This window comes from Bradyrhizobium sp. SZCCHNR1098 (genome assembly GCF_032489375.1).
Lineage (GTDB): Bacteria > Pseudomonadota > Alphaproteobacteria > Rhizobiales > Xanthobacteraceae > Bradyrhizobium.
Genome location: NZ_JAUEXY010000009.1, coordinates 108,169 through 128,650, shown reverse-complemented (window position 1 = coordinate 128,650; position 20,482 = coordinate 108,169). Strand labels below are relative to the sequence as shown.

The 20,482-nt window shown below is 66.7% G+C and carries 26 protein-coding genes and 1 pseudogene; 20 read left to right on the top strand and 7 right to left on the bottom strand.

Annotation, left to right across the window (positions count from 1 at the left end):
• Window positions 1-114 precede the first annotated feature (114 nt).
• Window positions 115-1,338: a DUF1501 domain-containing protein gene (locus QX135_RS20005; RefSeq protein WP_316179921.1), complete on the bottom strand. Its 1,224-nt coding sequence runs from the start codon at window positions 1,336-1,338 to the stop codon at window positions 115-117.
• Window positions 1,335-2,855, bottom strand: coding sequence for a DUF1800 domain-containing protein (locus tag QX135_RS20000; RefSeq protein WP_316179923.1), 1,521 nt, complete (start codon window positions 2,853-2,855; stop codon window positions 1,335-1,337). The genes QX135_RS20005 and QX135_RS20000 overlap by 4 nt, the downstream gene beginning before the upstream one ends.
• 140 nt (window positions 2,856-2,995) lie before the next feature.
• Here QX135_RS20000 and QX135_RS19995 point away from each other — a divergent pair, with 140 nt between their 5' ends.
• The 4 genes from QX135_RS19995 (at window position 2,996) to QX135_RS19980 (ending at window position 5,241) form a co-directional block, all read left to right on the top strand.
• Window positions 2,996-3,217 (top strand): cysteine-rich CWC family protein, encoded by a 222-nt coding sequence (locus QX135_RS19995; protein WP_315784232.1) that lies wholly within the window; start codon window positions 2,996-2,998, stop codon window positions 3,215-3,217.
• On the top strand, window positions 3,214-3,897 hold the full coding sequence (locus tag QX135_RS19990; RefSeq protein WP_316234257.1) for an HAD family phosphatase: 684 nt from the start codon (window positions 3,214-3,216) through the stop codon (window positions 3,895-3,897). Before QX135_RS19995 ends, QX135_RS19990 begins: the two co-directional genes overlap by 4 nt.
• 276 nt (window positions 3,898-4,173) lie before the next feature.
• Complete coding sequence (locus QX135_RS19985; protein WP_316234256.1) at window positions 4,174-4,740, top strand: hypothetical protein; 567 nt, start codon at window positions 4,174-4,176, stop codon at window positions 4,738-4,740.
• Window positions 4,741-4,755: 15 nt separating this feature from the next.
• Window positions 4,756-5,241, top strand: coding sequence for a hypothetical protein (locus tag QX135_RS19980; RefSeq protein ID WP_316234255.1), 486 nt, complete (start codon window positions 4,756-4,758; stop codon window positions 5,239-5,241).
• On the opposite strand, the gene QX135_RS19975 is transcribed toward QX135_RS19980, so the two are convergent.
• Window positions 5,216-5,845, bottom strand: a complete 630-nt coding sequence (locus QX135_RS19975; protein ID WP_315813098.1) for a helix-turn-helix domain-containing protein — start codon at window positions 5,843-5,845, stop codon at window positions 5,216-5,218. The genes QX135_RS19980 and QX135_RS19975 overlap by 26 nt on opposite strands.
• Window positions 5,846-5,947: 102 nt before the next feature.
• On the opposite strand from QX135_RS19975, the gene QX135_RS19970 reads away from it, so the two are divergent.
• Window positions 5,948-6,730, top strand: a complete 783-nt coding sequence (locus tag QX135_RS19970) for a crotonase/enoyl-CoA hydratase family protein (protein WP_316234254.1) — start codon at window positions 5,948-5,950, stop codon at window positions 6,728-6,730.
• Here QX135_RS19970 and QX135_RS19965 read toward each other — a convergent pair.
• Genes QX135_RS19965 through QX135_RS19955 form a run of 3 tightly spaced genes read right to left on the bottom strand, consistent with a single transcriptional unit; the run spans window position 6,727 to window position 8,464 of the window.
• On the bottom strand, window positions 6,727-7,422 hold the full coding sequence (locus QX135_RS19965; RefSeq protein WP_316234253.1) for a glutathione S-transferase family protein: 696 nt from the start codon (window positions 7,420-7,422) through the stop codon (window positions 6,727-6,729). The two genes, QX135_RS19970 and QX135_RS19965, sit on opposite strands and share 4 nt — an antisense overlap.
• 30 nt (window positions 7,423-7,452) lie before the next feature.
• On the bottom strand, window positions 7,453-7,692 hold the full coding sequence (locus QX135_RS19960) for a hypothetical protein (protein WP_316234252.1): 240 nt from the start codon (window positions 7,690-7,692) through the stop codon (window positions 7,453-7,455).
• A gap of 7 nt (window positions 7,693-7,699) precedes the next feature.
• Entirely contained in the window at window positions 7,700-8,464 is a 765-nt protein-coding gene (locus QX135_RS19955) for a sulfite exporter TauE/SafE family protein (protein ID WP_316234251.1), read from the bottom strand.
• 90 nt (window positions 8,465-8,554) lie between these two features.
• Between QX135_RS19955 and QX135_RS19950 the strand changes: the two genes are divergently transcribed.
• From QX135_RS19950 to QX135_RS19915, 9 genes and pseudogenes are all read left to right on the top strand, one after another.
• On the top strand, window positions 8,555-9,478 hold the full coding sequence (locus QX135_RS19950; RefSeq protein WP_315757352.1) for a LysR substrate-binding domain-containing protein: 924 nt from the start codon (window positions 8,555-8,557) through the stop codon (window positions 9,476-9,478).
• 66 nt (window positions 9,479-9,544) lie between these two features.
• Window positions 9,545-9,757 carry a hypothetical protein gene (locus QX135_RS19945; RefSeq protein ID WP_315733961.1) on the top strand — a complete coding sequence of 71 codons (213 nt, stop codon included), beginning with the start codon at window positions 9,545-9,547 and terminating at the stop codon, window positions 9,755-9,757.
• A 203-nt stretch (window positions 9,758-9,960) separates the two neighbouring features.
• Window positions 9,961-10,143, top strand: coding sequence for a hypothetical protein (locus tag QX135_RS19940; RefSeq protein ID WP_315733962.1), 183 nt, complete (start codon window positions 9,961-9,963; stop codon window positions 10,141-10,143).
• 188 nt (window positions 10,144-10,331) lie between these two features.
• The gene (gene uvrB / locus QX135_RS19935; RefSeq protein WP_316234250.1) at window positions 10,332-13,823 is read left to right on the top strand and encodes an excinuclease ABC subunit UvrB; all 3,492 of its coding nucleotides are present in this window, start codon (window positions 10,332-10,334) and stop codon (window positions 13,821-13,823) included.
• A 128-nt stretch (window positions 13,824-13,951) separates the two neighbouring features.
• Window positions 13,952-14,167, top strand: coding sequence for a hypothetical protein (locus tag QX135_RS19930; RefSeq protein ID WP_316179936.1), 216 nt, complete (start codon window positions 13,952-13,954; stop codon window positions 14,165-14,167).
• Between the two features lie 29 nt (window positions 14,168-14,196).
• Window positions 14,197-14,377, top strand: a pseudogene (locus QX135_RS32445) (hypothetical protein); the annotation flags it as partial.
• 136 nt (window positions 14,378-14,513) lie between these two features.
• A complete protein-coding gene (locus QX135_RS19925; RefSeq protein ID WP_316179938.1) occupies window positions 14,514-15,302 on the top strand; it encodes a DpnI domain-containing protein in 789 nt (262 codons plus the stop codon).
• A gap of 9 nt (window positions 15,303-15,311) precedes the next feature.
• On the top strand, window positions 15,312-15,593 hold the full coding sequence (locus tag QX135_RS19920; protein WP_316179940.1) for a hypothetical protein: 282 nt from the start codon (window positions 15,312-15,314) through the stop codon (window positions 15,591-15,593).
• Window positions 15,594-15,774: 181 nt separating this feature from the next.
• Window positions 15,775-16,038: a hypothetical protein gene (locus QX135_RS19915; RefSeq protein WP_316230985.1), complete on the top strand. Its 264-nt coding sequence runs from the start codon at window positions 15,775-15,777 to the stop codon at window positions 16,036-16,038.
• Window positions 16,039-16,516: 478 nt separating this feature from the next.
• Here the strand turns inward: QX135_RS19915 and QX135_RS19910 are convergent, their stop codons facing one another.
• A complete protein-coding gene (locus QX135_RS19910; protein ID WP_315735660.1) occupies window positions 16,517-16,741 on the bottom strand; it encodes a hypothetical protein in 225 nt (74 codons plus the stop codon).
• Between the two features lie 304 nt (window positions 16,742-17,045).
• Here QX135_RS19910 and QX135_RS19905 point away from each other — a divergent pair, with 304 nt between their 5' ends.
• The 6 genes from QX135_RS19905 (at window position 17,046) to QX135_RS19880 (ending at window position 20,449) form a co-directional block, all read left to right on the top strand.
• Window positions 17,046-17,492, top strand: coding sequence for a nuclear transport factor 2 family protein (locus tag QX135_RS19905; protein WP_316179942.1), 447 nt, complete (start codon window positions 17,046-17,048; stop codon window positions 17,490-17,492).
• Window positions 17,493-17,626: 134 nt separating this feature from the next.
• Entirely contained in the window at window positions 17,627-17,893 is a 267-nt protein-coding gene (locus QX135_RS19900; protein WP_315714089.1) for a hypothetical protein, read from the top strand.
• A 191-nt stretch (window positions 17,894-18,084) separates the two neighbouring features.
• Window positions 18,085-18,525 carry a nuclear transport factor 2 family protein gene (locus QX135_RS19895; RefSeq protein WP_315733968.1) on the top strand — a complete coding sequence of 147 codons (441 nt, stop codon included), beginning with the start codon at window positions 18,085-18,087 and terminating at the stop codon, window positions 18,523-18,525.
• Between the two features lie 134 nt (window positions 18,526-18,659).
• Window positions 18,660-19,589, top strand: coding sequence for a hypothetical protein (locus QX135_RS19890; RefSeq protein WP_316179944.1), 930 nt, complete (start codon window positions 18,660-18,662; stop codon window positions 19,587-19,589).
• Between the two features lie 151 nt (window positions 19,590-19,740).
• A complete protein-coding gene (locus tag QX135_RS19885; protein ID WP_315714086.1) occupies window positions 19,741-20,154 on the top strand; it encodes a hypothetical protein in 414 nt (137 codons plus the stop codon).
• Window positions 20,155-20,311: 157 nt separating this feature from the next.
• Window positions 20,312-20,449: a hypothetical protein gene (locus QX135_RS19880; RefSeq protein WP_315733970.1), complete on the top strand. Its 138-nt coding sequence runs from the start codon at window positions 20,312-20,314 to the stop codon at window positions 20,447-20,449.
• Window positions 20,450-20,482: the final 33 nt, after the last annotated feature.

Genomic DNA, 20,482 nt, shown 5'->3' with positions numbered 1-20,482 from the left:
CCGCAGGTCGAGGAGTAGCAGACTTCGCGGTGCAATGCGCCTGCGACGACGGCCGCTGATGCCGCAATGTGGAAGGCTTCAGGACGCCTGATCAGGAAATGGCGCAAGCAAGCCTTACGCTACGAGCCCCTTGATCGGCTTCACGGCCGCGCTGTCCGGAAACACCGCGCCGCCGAGCGCGTGCTCGCCGATGCCGAGGTGATCGGCGAGTACGCCCTTGAACACCGCGCGAAGATCCGTCGTCGGCGCAAGATCGCGTCCCTGGTAGAGGCTCGCCATCTTCAGCGTCGGCCAGTCGGCGATCACCCGTCCGCCCTTCACCGCACCGCCGGCAAGCAGCGCAATCGTCCCGGTCCCATGATCGGTCCCCTGGGTGCCGTTGATCCTTGCCGTGCGCCCGAACTCGGTTGCGACCACCACGACCGTATCGCGCCAGCGCGGGCCAAGCCCGCTTTCGAACTCGGCGAGCGCACCGTCGAGACCCGACAAGAGCTGCGCCAGCCGACCGACCGCACCACCTTCATTGGCATGCGTGTCCCAACCGTCGAACGCCAGCGCGGCGATGCGCGGACCATCATCCGCGGCGATCAGCTTCGCCGCGCCGCGCGCGACCTGGCGCATCGCCGCGATCTGGTTGCCGCCCGGCTTCGGCTTCATGTCGTCACCGACCGCGACCTTCTCGAGCTTGAGCCCTTGCGACAACGCAGCCGCCAACGCGGGATCGCGATGCGCATAGAGGTCGACCAGCCGCATCGCGGTGTCGTCATCGGCCTGCGGCAACGTCACCGGCGCCCAACCGACGGTGGGCGCTGCGCCGCGCAGCACCAGCGGCGCCGTCGGACCGACCGCGAGCGCGCCCGTGACGCGCGGGCCGCGCGGCAGAGCCTCCACCGCGCGGTTCAGCCAGCCCGATTGCACGCGGCCAGGACCGGCGAAGCCGCTTTCGAGCACGTCCTGACCATCGAAATGCGAGCGCTCGCGATACGGTGTCGCGACCGCGTGAACCACGGCAGCCTGCTTGTCGCGATACATGCGCGCCAATTCCGGCATCGACGGATGCAGCGCAAAGAACGAATCGAGCGGCAGCGCCGGATTTGGTCCCGCCGTCGTCAGCGCGATCGCGCCATGCAGTCCGGCGTAGTCGGGATCGCCGATCGGCGCGACGGTGGCGAGGCCATCGAGCGCGCCGCGCAGGATCACGACGATCAGCCGCGGGTCGCGCTGGCCGGCGGCCCGCGCGAATTTCGGCAGATAGCCCCAGGCCGCAAAGGACGCGCCTGCCAGCAGCAAATGGCGTCGCGAGGTCAACAGCGAGGTCGCGATCCGGTCCATCGTCATCTCCTCTGGAATTCCGGCGACATCAGCAACAACGCCAGCGCCTGCTGGCGCGATTCCGCACGCTCGATCGTGCGCCGCGTCTCCGTCGAGGTCGCATCGCCCGCGACGAGATCGAGCAGGTCGCGCGGATCGAGATTGTTGCCAAGACGGGCGGCGAGTTGCGCGGAAATGTCCAGCCGCAGCTTCATGCCCTCAGGGGCAGCCCACATCGCGTTGGTATCAGCAAATCCGTTTGGTCCTGCGGGCGCCCATAGCGGCTGGCCGAGCGTGTTCAGGGAACTGAGATAGAAGCCGGGATCTTCCGGCACGCGCGCCAGCAGCCGGCCGCCGGCGACCAGGAACTCATAGGGCGAACGGATCTTGGTCAGCGGCGCCGACCAGGCCTCGTCGGAGTCGACCAGCGCCAAGGTCAGCGCCTTGAGGTCGCCATCGCTCTTCTTGAACACGGCTTCGAGCCGGGCGACGAGCGCGGGCGGCGGATCATCGGCGACGAAATGGCGCGCGAGCCTGGTGGCGATGAACTTCGCCGTCGAGGGATGGCGGGCGATGTCCGCGAGCGCGGCCTCGCCCTGCGCGAGACCGTCATCCTGATAGACCTTGCCGAGCAGGGTCTGCGGCCCCGGCTGGTGCGCATTGGCATTGAACACGAAGCTGCCGGGCGCCGCGTTGCGGCTGTTGCGGCCGGCAAAGCTCCAGCCGGTGATGATGCGCGCCAGCGAGGTTACGTCCTCCTGGGTGTAGCCGCCGCCGACACCCAGCGTGTGCAGCTCCATGATCTCGCGCGCAAGGTTCTCGTTGAGGCCGCGCTTGCGGTTCTGGCCGGCGCGCGAGTCCGGTCCGAGCGATTCCTGGTTGTCGAGGAAGAACAGCATCGCCGGATGCTGCTCGACCGCCTTCAGCATGTCGGCGAAGCGTCCGAGCACGTGCGGCCGGATCGCCTCGCGCTCGAACGCGCCGGCCCACATCCGCGCCAACTCGCCCTTGCCTGCGGAGATGCAGAAATGATTCGACCAGAACGCCACCAGCCGCTCGGTGAAGCCGCAATCGGCGAGCACGGCGCGCTGCAGCCGCGCCAGCGCCTCGGCACGGAACGTCTTCTGGACGACGTTGGGCGGCTGCTGAGCCTGCGCGGGCTTTGCCGGCGTTCCCTGCATCGCGGGTGCAGGGTCGGCGCCGGCTGCTGGGGCCGCCGATGGCGTTGCGGCTGTGGCTTTGTCCGCGCCGTTCGTGGACAGGCCGCGCGTGGGGCTGGGCTGCTCCTGCGGCGCAGCCTCCGACTTCGCGGCCTCGCGGGCCCGCTTGACCTCGTCCTGATAGGCGAAGACGGCATCGGCGAGTGCGGGCGTCGACTGCAGACCCGGCGCCTCCAAGAGCGCTCCATTGGGACGCCCGAGCTCGGCCTTGACGAAGCCGCGCGGGTCCGACGCCGCATTGACGAGATCGCCCGAGGCGCCGCCACGCGCGCCGAAGCCGAAGCGATTCAATGCAACAAGAGCCGCTCGAGCATCACGCGCCATGCCACATCCTCGAGCCTGTCATCGCGGGAGCTCCCGAAACGCTGTGTTGCCGCGACCGCAGACTGCGATGGCGCGGCAGATTGTCACGCACTATACTTGCCCCGGCAGATGAACCGGACATGAAAAGGGGCTGGTCGGACGTGGCTCCGAACGTGACAAATCGTTTAGCGGACATGACCGCGCGGCAACTCACCTGCGAGTCGTGCGGCGCGGAGTTCAGCTGCGATCCCGGCGGCTCCTGCTGGTGCTTCGAAGAGGCCGTGCGCCTGCCGCTGCCCAAGAGCGGACAAAGCCGGTTCAAGGACTGCCTGTGCGTCAACTGCCTCAAGAGGCTGGCCGGCGAACCGGAGGCGGGATCGTGACGCGCTGGCACGTCGAAGCGGTCCTGCTCGACATGGACGGAACGTTGCTCGACACCGAGAAGGTCTATCTCGAAGCTGCGATCGCGGCGCTGAATGCGCTCGGCCATGTCGACGGGGTGACCGAGCTCTGCCACGCCATGATCGGCATTCCCGGACCCGACAACGAGCAGACCCTGCGCGACCATTTCGGCGACAATTTTCCGCTGGTCGAAGTCAACCGCCTATTCGCGGCCAAGACGGTCGAGATCCTGCAGGCAGGCATGCCGCTGAAACGCGGCGTCGTCGCGCTGCTCGACGCGATCGACGCGGTCGGCCTGCCCAAGGCCGTCGTCACCTCGTCCTCGCGCAGCACGGCCGCGGAGCATCTCCGCCTCGCCCGCATCGACCACCGCTTCGATGCGGTCCTGACGCGCGACGACGTGACCCGCGCCAAACCGCATCCGGACCTCTATCTGCTCGCCGCGGAACGGCTACGGACGCGCGCGCCGGCCTGCGTCGCAATCGAGGATTCCAATCCCGGCGTCGCCTCGGCGCACGCCGCAGGCGCGATCACCTTGATGGTGCCGGACATCGTGCCGCCGAACGATCATTCGCGGGCGAACGCGGCGGCCGTGCTGCCGGATCTCGATGCCGCCATCGCGCTGCTCGCGCGCCGTTCGGTGTTGCCCGTCAAGACATGACGTCACGTCGGCAGGCTCGTCCGGCCATGCCGCTAATTCATCAGCCATTGTCTTCAAAGGCGGCAGAAGACGGTCACGATCGGTTCACGTCGTTGCGCGCCGCCGGCGGCCCTATCGGATGCATTAACCCGCACGCACTACCGTGCAGGCGTTGGCGGATGGGCTTCTTTCATGTTGCGATTTATTGGCGCCGCAGGTGCGGCATTTTTGGTTGCGTTCGCAGGTGTGAGTTGGGCGGTGAGAGGCTTTCCGCTTCCGGATGGACCGTGGCGGGGCATGGCTCGGACGGCTTCGATTGAAACCGCGGCAAATCTCGCTGCGCCCTTGCGCGAGAGCGGGGCCGTTGTGACACCTCTATCTCCCCTGGTGGACAAGACCTTCGGCGGCCCGGAGGCAAAAGAGTTCGAGCGCAAGGCGTGGCTCGCGGAGCATACCTCGCAGAGCGACAAGAATCCCAAGCTCGACGCGTTGCGCATGGACGCGCTGCAGGCCGCGACGGCCTACAAGCTGTCGCCATGCGACAAGACCATGAAGCAGAACCTGGTGGACGCACTGACGGCCTATACTCGCGCCTATGTCGCCAAGCTGGATTGCAAGCGGCAGTTCTGGGGTGCAAAAATCTGCACGGACAAATCGCTCCAGGAGGCGGCCGACAGCGTCGGCACGCCGCTCGATCAGCGCGTGAAGGAGGCCATGTTCGAAGCCTTCGACGAGAAGGGAATCACCAAGGCGGACTTTCCGGCCGATGTGCGCGAGGACGTCCCGATGTTCGCCGGACCCGGTCTCTGGTCCGACGAATCGTCGGTGTGCCGTATCCGGCAGGCGCAACGCGACCGGCGATAGCAAACGAGCGCTGCCATGAACCGGCTCATCTTCATCATTGCAGCCATCCTCGTCTGGCAGGTTGGCGGACGCCTGTTCCTGACCGACGCGCCGAGTGCGGCGGCTGCGTTTCCGCCCGTCACGGGCGCGGAGTTTCAGGAGCACGAGAAATACACCGAGGACGCCCGGCGCTCGCAGCGCCAGGACGCGCTGAAGGCGCTCGATCTGGCCTGGAGCGACCGCTGCGGCGCCAATCGCGACAGCTTCATCAGCGGCCTCAACCACTACTACTATCATCGGCAGAACCAGAACGAGCGCTATCCCGAGACCTATGGTCCGGCCGGCGCCGCCTACATCGCCGGCGTCTGGACGACCGCCGAGGATCGCCGGATCGAACGCCTGACCCAGGAAGCCTACGCCGGCGGCTACATCAAGCCATCCGATTTCGACGGCATGGCCAGCCAGATGGTCGCAACGATCGTTCGCGGCGAGCGGGTCAGGGGACGCGGCTGCGCAGGCTGACGGTCCTGCGGGAAGCATATCGCCTCCCCTTTGGCAGCGCCGCCGCGACCAGCGTCCGCGCCGCCGCGCCCGCGGTCTCCATGTAGCTGGCGTCCCGATGCAGCAGCACGACCGCGAATGCGCCGTCGAGCAGCAGCAGCATCTGCCGCGCGAGCTCGCCCGCTTCGGCAATTCCCTGCTCTTCGAACATCGCCTGCAGCCAGGCCTCGAACTTCTTCTTGTGGGCGGCGCCGATCCTGATCGCGGGATGGCCGGGCAGATTGGCGAGCTCCGCGGTGGTGCGCAGGAAGCCGCAGCCGCGCCATTTCGGATGCCGCGCGGCGCGCGCAAGCTGATTGAAGATCCCGGCGATCTTGTCGGGCAGCACGCCCTCGGTCTCATCGAACCAGCGCTTGAACAGCTCCAGGTTCGGCTGGTCGCGCGCGGCGAGATAGGCCGCGACGAGATCGTCCTTGCTGCGGAAATGATAATACAGCGTCTTCTTGGTAACGCCGGCCTTTTCCGCCACCGCGTCGACGCTGACGGCGCGGATGCCCTCGGCATAGAACAGCCTGCTCGCGGCGGCGACGATGCGGGCGGGCGTGGGATCGGAGGATCGGGGCATGGCGGCGCTCGGTCTCGGTCAATGTATACTCACCAGTGAATATACCTCGGCTGCCGCGACGCCTAGTCTTCGCCTGCTCCAACCGCCAGCCTGCGAGACGCCATGACCGACCTCATCCTGCTCGACATCTCCGACCGCATCGCCACGATCACGCTGAACCGGCCGGAGCGACTGAACGCGCTCAGCTACGCGCTGATCGATCGATTGATGGCCGCGTTCGACCGCATCGAGACCGATGCCGGCGTCAGGGCCGTGATCCTCACCGGCGCGGGACAACGCGCCTTCTCGGCCGGCGCCGACATCGACGAATTCACCGAGAGCGTCCGCAAGGGGCGCGCCGCGGCGCTGCGCGACTTCGTGCGGCGCGGCCAGGCGATGACGGCGCGACTGGAGGCGTTCCGCAAGCCGGTCGTCGCCGCGGTCAACGGGCTCGCCTTCGGCGGCGGCTGCGAGATCACCGAGGCCGTGCATCTTGCGGTCGCGAGCGAGCGCGCCAGCTTCGCCAAGCCCGAGATCAGGCTCGGCATGCCGCCGACCTTCGGCGGCACGCAGCGGCTGCCGCGGCTGGTCGGCCGCAAGCGCGGACTCGAGCTGCTGCTGACCGGCGACGCTTTCCCGGCGCAGCGCGCGCTGGAGATCGGCCTCGTCAACGCCGTCGTGCCGCACGACGAGCTGTTGCCGGCGGCGCGCGCGCTGGCGCAGCGCATCATCCGCCACGGGCCGGACACCGTCGCCGGCATCATCACCGCCGCGACGCGCGGGCTCAACATGGCGATCGGCGAAGGGCTGCAGGTCGAGAGCGAGCAGTTCGCGAGCCTGGTCGGCAGCCGCGATCTCACCGATGGGCTGGCGGCCTGGCGCGAGCGCCGGCCGCCGCGTTTCTAGACCGGGTGGCCCGGCGACTTGCGCGCCAGCCCGTCGAACGCATCGAGCAGCCGCTCGCGCCAGGCATGGACGCTGTCGCTCTCCTCCAGCAGCCGGAACGGGCTCACCACGCGCGCCCATTGGAAGCCGCCGAACACGATGTAGTCGGCATAGTCGGGCGCGTCGCCGCCGATGAAGGCTTGCGTCTTCAAGGTCTGGCGCAGCGGCTCCAGCGATCTGCGGAAGCCGATGACCGCCTGGTCGCGCGTCGCCATGACCTCTTCGAGGCTCTTGCCGAACCGCGCCTCGCGCGATTTGCGGAAATAGTCGGCATCCTCGGCGGCAAGGTTCTTCGGGATGTCGGCGATGATCAGCGGGAAGATGCCGCCGACGATGGCGATGTCACCCCAGGCATTGAGGAAGCGCGCCATCGCGCGGCCGCCGGCGCCGCCGAACAGCGACGGCCGGTCCGGATAGGTGTCCTCGAGGTAGTTGGCGATCGTCCAGGAGTCGGCCACCGCGCGGTCGCCGTCGAGCATGACCGGCACCTTCTCCGATCCATGCGGCGCGATCGCGCTCTTCTCGGTGAAGCGCCACGGAATCGATTCTGCGCTCAGCCCCTTGTGCGCCAGCGCCATCCGCGTGCGCCAGCAATAGGGGCTGAACGGGCGGCCCGCATCGGTCCCGACGAGTTCATACAGCTTCACTGCCATTCCCGGTCTTTCCTCCAACTCCGGACCGTTCTAGCGCACGACGCGGCCGTTGTCGCGCAGCAGCCGCGCGCCGGCATCGGTGACGATGATGAGGATGCCGACGCCCGCGATCGCCTGGCGCGTGACATAGCCCAGATCGGCGGCATCCTCCCACACCGTCAGCCGCGGGCAGCTCGTTCGCCACGTCGCCACCACCTCGGCATGGCTGCGCGGCGCGCGCGCGATCCATTCGATGAAGTCCAGCACCAGGGGGTCTGCCGATACGGCCATGCGCACCTCACTCTGCCGCCGCCGAGCTCTGCGCGGCCAGCAGCAGCCAGCCGCCATAGAGGATGTAGTAGCTCGCCACCGCCGTGATGATGCGGTTGGCCCAGGTGCGGAACTGCTGCTCGCTCATCGCCTCCAGCAGCCGCCGCGCCAGGCTCGTGCCGAGCACCGACGCTCCGACGGCGACGAGCGCGAGCACGGGATCGAGGCCCGCGGCCTGATCGATGATGCCGCCGAAATAGATCAGCTTGGTGAGGTGGCTCGCGACCTGGCACGTCGCCTTGGTGGCGACGATCGAGCGGCGGTCGAACCGCGCGCCGAGAAAGAACGTGTCGAGCAGCGGCCCCGACACCCCGGTCATCAGCATCAGCCCCATGCAGATCGTGCCGTAGATCGCGCCCTGCCAGACGCTGTCCGGATCGGGCCTGAGGCCGGCCGGCATCAGCCGCGCCATGAACGGCGTGACGCCGAGCAGCAGGAGCGCGACCGGCTTGTCAGGCACGTAGCGCACCAGGGACCATAGGCCGAGCGCCAGCGCGCAACCGACGAGATACACCGCGACCGGCCGCCAGCGGATGTGCCGGCGCCACAGCACGGCGCGCCAGCCGTTCGACGCCATCTGCGTCGCCGCGTGCAGCACCATCGCCGCCGGCAGCGGCATGATCGCCAAGAGCACGCCGATCAGGATCAGCCCGCCCGCCATGCCGAACAGACCCGACAGGAACGCCGTCGCCACCATCAGCAATCCGAGCGCTGCAATCAGGGCTGGTGTCATGGCTGATCTCCTCGCCATGCAGATTGTCGTACTGGCGACGGCCGCACAAACCGAGTTATCTTGCCCTCCATCAGTTTTCCTGAGGGCTCGATGAGACGGCTGCTGTTCCTCAACGGCATCAAGGCATTCGAGGCGGCTGCGCGCACCGGCAGCTTCGCCGCGGCCGGCAGCGAGCTCAACGTCTCCGCGGCCGCGATCAGCCGCATGGTCAACCTGCTCGAGCAGCGGCTCGGCGTGGTGCTGTTCGAGCGCAAGGCCAACCGCCTGGCGCTGACCGCGCCGGGGCGCGCCTATCAGAGCGGGCTGACGCCGATCTTCGATGCGCTGTCGAGCCTGACCGCGCAGATCATGGCGCCGTCGTCGATGCGCGTGCTGACGCTCGGCGTCGGTCCGACCTTCGCGATGAAATGGCTGATCCCGCGGCTCGCCGATTTCAGCACCGAGCAGCCGGACATCGAGGTCCGCATCACCACCGGCGGGGCGGCGGTGCCGTTCGGCGACGACTGGAGCTGCGGCATCAAGCTCGGCCACGGCGCCTGGCCGGGTCTCGTCGCCGAGCCGCTGTTCGCCGCCGATCTCGTGCCGGTGTGCACGCCGCGGCTGGCCGCGACCTTGAAGAAACCGGCCGACCTCAAGGGCCCGAGCCTGCTGCGGGTGTCGCATGCGGCCGAGGACTGGGCGCTGTGGCTGAAGGCCGCGGGCGTCACCCGCGTCAGCGCGCGCGGCACCGAGTTCCAGTATTACGGGCACGCGCTGCAGGCCGCGATCGACGGGCTCGGCGTCGCGATGGGCATCCGTCCCTATATCGACGATGACCTCGCGGCGGGACGGCTGGTTGCACCGTTCGCACTGACCGTCCCAAAAGGCGAGCGCTGGTATCTTGTCTACCGCCACTTCCAGGCCGGCCAACGTGATTTCGCCGCGTTCCGGCGCTGGATCATGCGCGCAGCGTCGCAACCCGCGACCCGGAATTCTCAGCGCAGGGACGCGCTCAAAAAAGACGCTGACGTGTGAACCTGTTCACAAATGCTCGGACAAACTCATGCTGTTGTTGCAGTTTGGAACATCCAGGACTGCGCAATGACGTATTTGTACGAGGACTTCGCCATCGAGCCGTTCGAAGCAGGACGCGGCTTGTGGCACGCGCGGATCCGCCGCGCGGACATGACCCCGGTGGTGATCAATGGTGTTTCGTTCCCGTCTCTCGAAGTCGGCTTTGCCTGGTCCGATGCAGACATGGCGATCGCCGATGCCAAGAGCCACATCGACCGCTTCCGCAAGCGGTGGGACTGACGACGGCCAGCTGATAGGCCGTCGCTTCGAGCATGCAACGGAGGATATCGACCGCCCCCCGGGAAAAGACGGATAGCGCGACGTGGAACAATCTTCGAGAGTGAAGTCCCCGAGAGTCCATCCGCGCGGCCAGACGGTTCCAAGCCAACAATCCAAACGCCAATTCGAAATGCCGAGTGTATTCGTAATGCGGACTGCAATTCATGGCTGAGCCTGCCGTCAAACACCTCGCTTATTCGGTGCGTACGCGATGCCCGGACTGCGATGCCGAGCTGAGCGTCCTGAGCGTCATCAACGGCCGCGGCGGTTCCGAGTACTGGGCCCTGCAATGCGTCGCCTGCCACGGCGTGCATCTCGACATCGTCGAGCAGCCGACCCGGCATTGAACCGCAGCGAGGCGTCGCTGGAGCGCCATCGCGCGCGCCACGGCTCGCGAGTCGCTTGCTGATCTCGTGTGGCCTTCCGCGTGCAGGCGCATCTCGGGCCGTCCTGCTGCCACCATGCTGTCAGCAAGGCCGCTGCGCGGCGCCCGATCACTCTTTCAAGTCGGCGTCATCCGTCCCATATTCGGGCCATGGCGAAGACCCCCGACACCCCCAAGAAGCCTGGCCGAACTCCGAAATCGAAAGCGCACCGGCCCGACGTGCAGCCGATCGCGCCCGCGCTCGCCGAGCTGCTCAATCCCGCCATCAACCGCGGCGAGAGCGGCATCGGTTCCTCAACGGGACTGAAGCCTCCGCCGGACAATTCCTGGGACCGCCGCAGCGGCGGCGAGGCCGCCGCGCACCGCGCGCGGGCGTCGACCAAGGGCAGGAGTGCCGAGGTTGCGACGGGCGACGCCTCGGCGCGGTCCATGCCGCTGCGGCCGAATCCGCAGCCGGTGGGTGGGCGTTCGTCCGTCCGTGACACGTCACAAGCTTCAGCCCAGCAGGACGCTGCGCTCCCTCCCCCCTTGTGGGGGAGGGCTGGGGAGGGGGGTGCCCCAAGCAACACTGCCCGTGAATCCACCCCCGCCGCCTCCCCGCAAGGGGGAGAGGAGGAGAGCGTGGCGGCGCGACCTGAGTCCCCTCCCGCGTTGGCCGACGACTCAGACACAGCTCGTGCCGGAGTACCCCCCTCCCCACCCCTCCCCCACAAGGGGGGAGGGAGCGCCGCAGCGCATGCGGACGCGCCCTTTGACAACGCTGGCGAGTCAGGCCTCGCCGAAGCCCCGCAGGCCAATTACGGCACCGCCGCCACCATTCCGACGCTCGATCCCGAGTTGGCGCGGCAGCTTGGCCTGCCCACGGCCGAGGACGACGAGGAGGCGCTCGCCCGCCCGCCGCGCAACAAGATGGAGGCGCTCGGCGTCAAGGCCACGGCGGAAGCGCTGGAGTCGCTGATCCGCGAGGGCCGTCCCGAGTTCCGCAAGGACGACGGCTCGCTCAAGGTGTGGACGCCGCACCGCCCGCCCCGCCCGGAGAAGTCCGAAGGCGGCGTGCGCTTCGAGATCAAGTCGGCCTATGAGCCGAAGGGCGACCAGCCGCAGGCGATCAAGGAGCTGGTCGAAGGCATCGCGCGCAACGACCGCACCCAGGTGCTGCTCGGCGTCACCGGCTCCGGCAAGACCTACACCATGGCGAAGGTGATCGAGGCGACGCAGCGCCCGGCGATCATCCTGGCGCCGAACAAGACGCTCGCCGCGCAGCTCTATGGCGAGTTCAAGAGCTTCTTCCCCGACAACGCGGTCGAATACTTCGTCTCCTATTACGACTACTACCAGCCCGAGGCCTACGTCCCGCGCACCGACACCTATATCGAGAAGGATTCCTCGATCAACGAGCAGATCGACCGCATGCGCCACGCGGCGACGCGCGCGCTGCTCGAGCGCGACGACGTCATCATCGTCGCCTCGGTGTCCTGCATCTACGGTATCGGCTCGGTCGAGACCTACACCGCGATGACCTTCGCGCTGAAGAAGGGCGAGCGCATCGACCAGCGCCAGCTCATCGCCGACCTCGTCGCCCTGCAATACAAGCGCACCCAGCACGATTTCACCCGCGGCACCTTTCGCGTGCGGGGCGACGTCATCGACGTCTTCCCGGCGCACTATGAGGACCGCGCCTGGCGCGTGAACCTGTTCGGCGACACCGTGGAGAATATCGAGGAGTTCGATCCGCTCACCGGCCACAAGCAGGACGAGCTGGAGTTCATCAAGGTCTACGCCAATTCGCATTATGTGACGCCGCGCCCGACTTTGGTGCAGGCGATGAAGTCGATCAAGTCGGAGCTGAAGATCCGGCTCGACCAGTTGCACGCGCAGGGCCGCCTGCTCGAGGCGCAGCGGCTGGAGCAGCGCACCACCTTCGACATCGAGATGATGGAGGCGACCGGCAGTTGCGCCGGCATCGAGAACTACTCACGCTATCTCACCGGCCGGCTGCCCGGCGAGCCGCCGCCGACGCTGTTCGAATACGTCCCCGACAATGCGCTGGTGTTCGCCGACGAGAGCCACGTCACCGTGCCGCAGATCGGCGGCATGTTCCGCGGCGACTTCCGCCGCAAGGCGACCTTGGCCGAATACGGCTTCCGCCTGCCCTCCTGCATGGACAACCGCCCGCTGCGCTTCGAGGAGTGGGACATGATGCGGCCGCAGACGGTGGCGGTGTCGGCGACCCCCGGCGGCTGGGAGCTGAACGAGGCCGGCGGCGTGTTCGTCGAGCAGGTCATCCGCCCGACCGGGCTGATCGATCCGCCCGTCAACATCCGCCCCGCCCGCACCCAGGTCGACGATCTCCTCGGCGAGGTCCGCGCTACCGCGCAGGCCGGCTATCGCTCGCTGATCACGGTGCTGACCAAGCGCATGGCCGAGGACCTCACCGAATATCTGCACGAGCAGGGCATCCGCGTCCGCTACATGCATTCGGACATCGACACCATCGAGCGCATCGAGATCATCCGTGACTTGCGCCTCGGCGCCTTCGACGCGCTGGTCGGCATCAACCTGCTGCGCGAGGGCCTCGACATTCCCGAATGCGCGCTGGTCGCCATCCTCGACGCCGACAAGGAAGGTTTTCTGCGCAGCGAGACCTCGCTGATCCAGACCATCGGCCGCGCCGCGCGCAACGTCGACGGCAAGGTGATCCTCTACGCCGACCAGATGACCGGCTCGATGGAGCGCGCCATCGCCGAGACCAACCGCCGCCGCGAGAAGCAGGTCGAGTACAACACGGCCCACGGCATCACGCCGGAGAGCGTGAAGAAGTCGATCGGCGACATCCTCAACTCGGTCTACGAGCGCGACCACGTGCTGATCGAGACCGGCGGCGGCACCACTACCGACGACGTCATCTCGATCGGCCACAATTTCGAGGCGGTGCTGGCCGATCTCGAAACCCGCATGCGCGAAGCCGCCGCCGATTTGAACTTCGAGGAAGCCGCCCGCCTGCGCGACGAGGTCAAGCGCCTGCGCGCCACCGAGCTCGCCGTCGTCGACGACCCCACCGCCAAGCAGCGCACCGTGCAGGGCAAGGCGGGCAGCTACGCCGGCGCCAAGAAGTACGGCGACGCCGCCAATCTCCCGACCACGGCGATGAAGGGCCGCGGCTCGGCAGCACGCGGCGGCGGTGCGTCAAGCCGCGCGGGCGGTCCCTCCGTTCCCTCCCCCCTCGTGGGGGAGGGCCAGGGAGGGGGGCCCACGAGTCGCGGCGGCCGTCGCGGAGCAAAATCCCGCGACAGAGATCCGCTCGCGCCACTCCTCGACGAACTCACCGGCTCCTCGCGCCGCGAGGACGGTCGCTCCTCCCCCTCCCCCCTTGCGGGGGAGGGTCGGGGTGGGGGGCCCACGAGTCGCGGCGCCCATGGCGCAAGCACCGCCTCCAAAGTCCACAAGCCGCATCTCGACGAGATGCACGGCCCGGAGTCCCTGCCCTACCGCCCCAACCCCAAGCTGCCCGAAAAACCGTTCGGTAGCACCAGCCGCATCATCCAGCCGACCAACTCGCGCGAGTCCGGCCCCGAATTCGGCCCCGCCCCGCGCTCTACCGGCGGGCAGCCTGGCAAACGGGGTGGGTGGAAGAAGCGGTGAGCGTCGTCCGTGGGGAAAAGCGATGACCATGAAGACGAAGCGTTTCGACAAGCTGCTTCATCGGCAGGCGAAGGCGGACAGCGGACACGAGATTCGCGGCGGCGCTTCTTCGCGAAGGCGTCGACGCGATGCTCAGCGGCGACATGGAAACGGGGAAAACCATTCTTCGCGACTACATCAAGGCGACCGTCGGATTCGAAAAGCTCGGTGAGGCGATCGATACACCGCCCAAGAGCCTGATCCGCATGTTCGGCCCGCAAGGCAATCCTCAGGCCAAGAACCTCTTAAGCGTGATCGCTTATCTGCAGAAGCAGGCGGGATTGCAGCTCCACGTCACCGGCTAAGCGCTCGATCGAGCGTCGGCCAAGTCGACAGGCTGCATCTGGACCAAATGCACGGCGAGGAGTCGCTGCCCTACCGCCCCCTGCCGGAAAAATCTTTCCGGTCCGTATCATCCAGCCGACCAACTCGCGCGACTCAGGCCCCGAATTCGGTCCTGCCCCCGCTCGACCGGCGGCGCGCCGGGAAAGCGCGGCGGGTGGAAGAAGCGGTGAGGTGTAAACCTTCTCGCCGCCTCATTGCGAGGAGCGACAGCGACGAAGCAATCGAGTCTATGCACTTGGCCTGATCTGGATGCTTCGCTTCGCTCGCAATGACGTCCGGCCCGCGATCTCGACTGGAAAACATATCATGTTGAGCTACTCTGCTCACATGAAACTCGGCTTTGAAGAACCTCAGATTGCCTACACCAGCGGCACGCAGAAGGCGCGGGCCTGGACCGAAGCCTGGGTCGGCGCGCAAGCCTATTGTCCGAACTGCGGCCGATCGAACATGGCGCAGTTTCCCAACAACAGCCCGCTGGCCGACTTCTTCTGTACGAGCTGCAGCGAAGAGTTCGAGCTGAAGAGCCAGAAGAAGGTATTCGGCGCCAAGGTCGCCGACGGCGCCTATGGGACGAAGTGCGAGCGGCTGGCCGCCAGCAACAATCCCAATCTCCTGCTGATGAACTATGACCGTGACACCCGGTCGGTCATCAACCTCTTCGTCGTGCCGAAGCATTTCTTTGTCCGCGACATCATCGAGCAGCGCAAGCCGCTCGCGGCGACCGCGCGCCGCGCCGGGTGGGTCGGCTCGAACATTCTTCTCGATCGCGTTCCCGAGTCGGGCAAGATTCACATCGTCCAGAATCGCGTCGTCCGCGCGAAGGAGGTCGTGCTGCAGGAGTGGAGCCGGACGCTCTTCCTCCGCAAGGAATCCTTGGATTCACGCGGATGGCTGATCGAGGTCTTGAAATGCGTCGAGTCGCTCGGCAAAGCGGAATTCACGCTCGACGATGTCTACGCTTTCGACCGCCATCTCAGCCTGCTCTATCCCGGCAACCAGAACGTCCGACCGAAAATCCGCCAGCAGCTCCAGTTCCTGCGCGATCAGGGATTCCTGGAGTTCGTATCGCGCGGCCGCTATCGTTTGAAGACGTGAGGTCCGGCAATGGCCTGGTTCTTGAACTTCTATCGTTGTGAACGTTGCGCGCAGGCCTGGACCGATGAATGGTCGTGCATGTGCGACGACGAGTGTCCTCATTGCGGCGCCCGCGACATGTCTCCGTCCCGGAGCGAGGACCTGACAGAGCTGATTTTGAGCAATGAGGATTGCTTTGTCGTCCTGCGATCGGCTGATGACGCCGAGGACGAGCCGTCCTATGAAGAGCTCGGGCGGTTCTCGAGCCGAGCCAAAGCGGAAGAATTTCTCGCGGCGTCGGCCCCAAATTAGGGGTGCCCTTCACGAAATCCATCAGACGGCCCGCCAGACAACGCGAGAGATGAAGCGCGCATCTTCCGAAAAACATAAACTTCTTGCGCTTTATCGGAATTCATGATTATCTCCCCCGCATCCCGCCTCACCGCAGAGGGGCGTTGCGCGCGATCGTCACGACACGCGAGGTGGGGATGCGATGGCCGCGTTGTTGCCGCAGCATGCTTATCGGCGTGCGGACGAACGGCAATGCGCGGACGTGAAGTCGCAGCGTCCTGATACCCCGATGCTGGTATCCAGCATGACGCGCGCAAGCGCGTCGTGCGACATGGTGGCCAACAAGCCCGGCGCACCAGGGAGACTGCGTATAAGCGTGAAGACCGTCGCGCAGGGAATGCCGGTTGATCGGCTTTGCCTGTGGTACCTGCCGCCTGCATTTTTTTCGCAGGCGGGCCATGGGTGAGGCCTTCACCCGGCATTCCCTGCGCCCTCTGCACTCACGAGGGCCACGCGGATCGTATCACTCGGGCATCACATGCCGCGAGACCGCGCCGTCATGTTTCGGAGCAATCCTTAGCTGTTTGAATCGTAAATCCGTTGTTCTCTCCACTGCCGTCGCGGGCAAGCTGCGACGCGACAGCGCGGCGCGGCGACCTGGGATCCATACGCAGCGGCGGTCGTGAGGGACAAGAAGCCAATAGCAAGCGTGCCTCAAACCGCTCCCTGGGGGTATGGGTCCCGGCGTTCGCCGGGACGACAACAGGGTTTGTTGAGGCCGATGCGCATCACCCTCGCTGGCGTAACGGAAAAAGCCACGACGCGAACAAGCGGCGCTCCCTTGTAGCCGGCACCTCCGACACGGACCGAACGCCCGGTCACGCCGGACCATCGCCGCCAGCTTGAGGTGAAGGCATGCCAAGCACGATGGACGCGCGGATCAACTACGTCCGACCCTGCCCGTTGACCTGGCCCTGCTGCTGCTGCTGACGCTCCTGCTCCTTGGCACGGTGACGGCCATAGAGGCAGCCGGCGGCCGCGCCGAGCACGCCGTGATGACCGGCATAGTGGCCGGCAACGCCGCCGACGATGGCGCCCTTGATGCAGCCCTTGGCCTCGGCGGCCTGCGTCGACAGCAGCGCCAGCGCTGCGACGGAGGCGGCAAGCATGGTCTTCGTGATCGACATCTTCGTGATCGAGCTCCGCAAGAATGGTGCGGGGTAACGGCGACGCGGCGGAGCGGTTCCCGCCTCGCAACCGACATGACGCCTTGCGCGAACCTTTCGCGCGCGGGGATGACCCATGGGATGAGAGATGGCCCGAGACATGATCGTGACGCGATCCCGCGCCAAGCTTCCGTTCACCGTACCGGCGCATTGCGCCGGCAGACGGTCACTCAAGTGGTTGACGGCCGCGGGCCGGCATCTCCAGAACGCCATCGCCGACGCGGGCGTTCCCGTCAGTGGAGACAGGATGATCGAGCACATCAACAAGCAGCGCGTGCGCAAGCTGCTCGAGGCCCATGCCGCCGGCGATTTCGACAGCGTGCTGGCGCATTGCACCGACGATCTCGAGCACTTCGCCTCGGCGCCGATCGACATCTTCCCCCATCTCGGTGGCCGCCGGGGCAAGGCCGAGGTGCGGCAGATGTGGGAGACGGCACGCAGCCGCTATGCCGAGGTCCGGCACGAGATCAAGACCATGATCTGCGAAGGCGACCAGGTCGCCGTGGATCTGCGCATCTTCCTGCGCAAGCGCGACAACGACCGCATCGTGCAATACGACGTCGCGGCCTTCTACACGCTGCGCGACGGCCGCGTCGCCCGCATCCGCGAGATCATGGACACCTACGACCTGGTGCAGCAGGTGCTGGAATGCGATCTCAGCCGGCTGCTGATCGCGGGCGCCGCCCGGCCCTGAGGCCGGCACGGCCGTAGCGGACCAGGGCCTGGACCAGCCGATCACGCAAACGTCACCACCGGCGGCGCCGTTGCCTTGAACCTGTGGCCCGGGCTCCGCACCCCATCAGCGGTGGTATACGAGGCATCGGTGACATGAGAATAGCATTCCTGGCGATGGCCGGACTGGTGATGGGCGTCGTCGGCGGCGCGACGATCGGAGTAGGGCTTGGACTGGCCTGGATCGAGCTGTTCAACACCAGCGAATTCGAAGGCTATGCAGGCATGCTGGTGTTCTTCACGTTCATGCCGCTCGGCGCCCTGATCGGCGGTCTCGCCGGCGCCACCCTGTTCGGCATGGCCGCCTTCCGCGACCACGAGGTCGCGATCGCGCAGCAGCGGATGCAGCACGAAGGGCGTTGACGGGGGTCCTGGCGCCCCGCTGCCGGCACTGGCATGCATTTGTGCGATGCAAAAAGAACCGTTGCGCGCGCAGGTGGTTGATTTATGTGAGGCGTAAGAGAGATAGATTCGGCGCCCCGGCGTGACGTCCATTGCGGCGTCGCCTTCGGGCCGGCGCGCCCCCTCGCAAGCCAGTTCAGGATCCCGAGCCGATGACGGAGCACAGCCTCTGGCGTCTGTCGCGCGCATTGCATGGCGCGATCAACGACCGCCGTTTCGACGATTTCGCCGAGCTTCTCGACGACGACATCGACTGGGCCATCTACGGCCCGATCGACATGTTTCCCTTCCTCGGCGCGCGGCACGGCCGCGCGGCGGTGCTCGACGCCGTCAGGCAGATCGCGGACAATGTGAGCATCCGGCGGCTGGAGCGCGAGACCCTGATGCTGGACGAGACCAGCGCGGCGACGATGGTCCGCTGTGCGATGACGGCGCAGGATTCCGACAAGCCGATCACCGCGCGGCTCGCGCAATTCATGCAATTCCGCGCCGGAAAGCTCGCCCGGCTGCGGATCCTGATCGATACGTTCGATCTGGTCGAGCAGACGCTCGGCCGCTCCATCGACCTGCCGCGCATCGGCAGCTTCGCCTGAGCCCGCCGCCCCGCGGGTTGGATTGTGGTCAGACTCACCGACAACCCAACAGATCGTGACTGGCGCAGCCATAATTTTGCGCCAAGATTCCACCATATTCCGGCACACAGGTTCGGGCGGCGGGGGTTGCTCTCATGACATCGTATGGTTGCGCGCTGGCGGTTTTTACGGCCGGCTTCGGCCTTCTTGCGTCCGCCGCGCAGGCCCAGACGCTGATGCAGGCCCCGCAACCGCTGCAGATCGTGCCCTGGCAGCAGATCGCGCCGGAGCCAGAGGACGATGACAAGTCCGAGGACCAGGCCGCAACGGCCGACCCGATGAAGGACATCGACGTCGAAAAGCTCGACTGGAGCCAGCTCGCGATCGACGACACCACCTTCCTCGACCGTCCCGAAGCCGCCGCCGCGGCGAGGCGCAAGGCCGCCGCAGAGAAAGCCGCCGCGCTCGACTGGTCGAACCAGAACAAGGGCAGCCTCGCCTCGGGCGTGTCGGTCAAGCAGTCGGTGTCGCCGTTTTGGGACGCCCGCGTCGGCGCCGACATGACGGTCGCGCGGCAGCCGACCACGATGTCGGAATTGCTGGCGGAGAAGGCCGAGAACGGCGGCAATGCTCCGCAATCCGGCGGCTCGGCCTGGGCGGCCGTCACCGCCCCGGGCGCCGGCTCGATCTGGGACAAGACCGCCATCGAGGCCCGCGTCGACCCCAGCTCGGATCAGAGCCGGCTGGGCACCACCATCACCAAGGCGGTGCCGATCGATCACTACAATCTGACCCTGCAGAACGGCTACAACGTCACCCAGCAGGGCATGGTGCCGATTCCCGGCGCGGCGCCGAAGACCAGCCGCAGCTTCGACACCGAGCAATCCGCCAGGCTCTCGATCGGCGACACCGGCACCAGCGTCACCGCCGGCCAGACCTTGTCGTCCAGCGACGACAAATGGCTGCGCAAGCTCGGTGCCGAGCAGAAGCTGTCGGATGGTCTCAGCGTATCGGGCTCGGTCAGCGAGACAGCGCAGGGCGGCACCAGCAAGAGCATTTCAGCCGGCTTCAAGCGGAGCTGGTGACGTTCACCATTGCGGCAGGCCGCCACGAATGGTCGAACCATCGCCGCGACTTCGCCGCGGTGCGGCCCAATTTGGCCGCACTGATAGGCTTTGAGAAGTTCGTCGTGCGGGGACACCGCGCTCGCTTGAACGCGAAATGAGGAAATAGCCGATGAATGTCATTCGTCCGGACAAGATCGATGGAACTGAAGCCGAGCTGGATACGGATCTGGCGGCGGTCTCCGAAGTCGAGGCCGGCATTCGTGATTTCGTCCGTAATGATATCGCCTATCTGCGCCGTCCCAATGCGGCCGCCACGGCCGAGGCCTCGATCGATGCCGATGCAGCAGTGAACAGCGTCACCACGCTGATCCAGCGCGTCGCCGGCACCTCCCTGTCGGAGATCGAGAACCTGATCGGGGAGCTCGAGAGCCTGCGCGAGCTGCTGCACGCCGAGGGCCAGCGGGTGCAGCGCGAGATCGCGAGCTATGCGCAGCTCAGCCAGGCGGCGATGAAGTCGACCCGGGCGATCGCCGAGAACGTGACGCAGTGGAAGCGCGCCGCCGACGGCCTGCGCAGCAGCTGAGCATTCTTTCCGGACCTTGAAGAGGGCCGCCGTGCGAGCCATCGCGCGGCGGTTTTCGTCTTTGCAGCGCCTCGCCCTTGAACGTGACCCGGCCCTCCCGCGACCAACTCCCGCCCATCTCGTGGCGGGCAGGTTGCGTCAAGAGGGTGTCACTTTCATGGAAACGATCCGGCCGGAAAACACCGATCCGATTCCTCTGAGGCCTGAGCCTCAGCGGATCGGGACCATCATGGTCCGCTTCGTCGGTTTGCTGGTGGTGGCGATGGCGGTCATGGTGCTCATCTGGAGCCGCTAGACCGCCTCTACAAACAACAGAACTGCGTGGTCC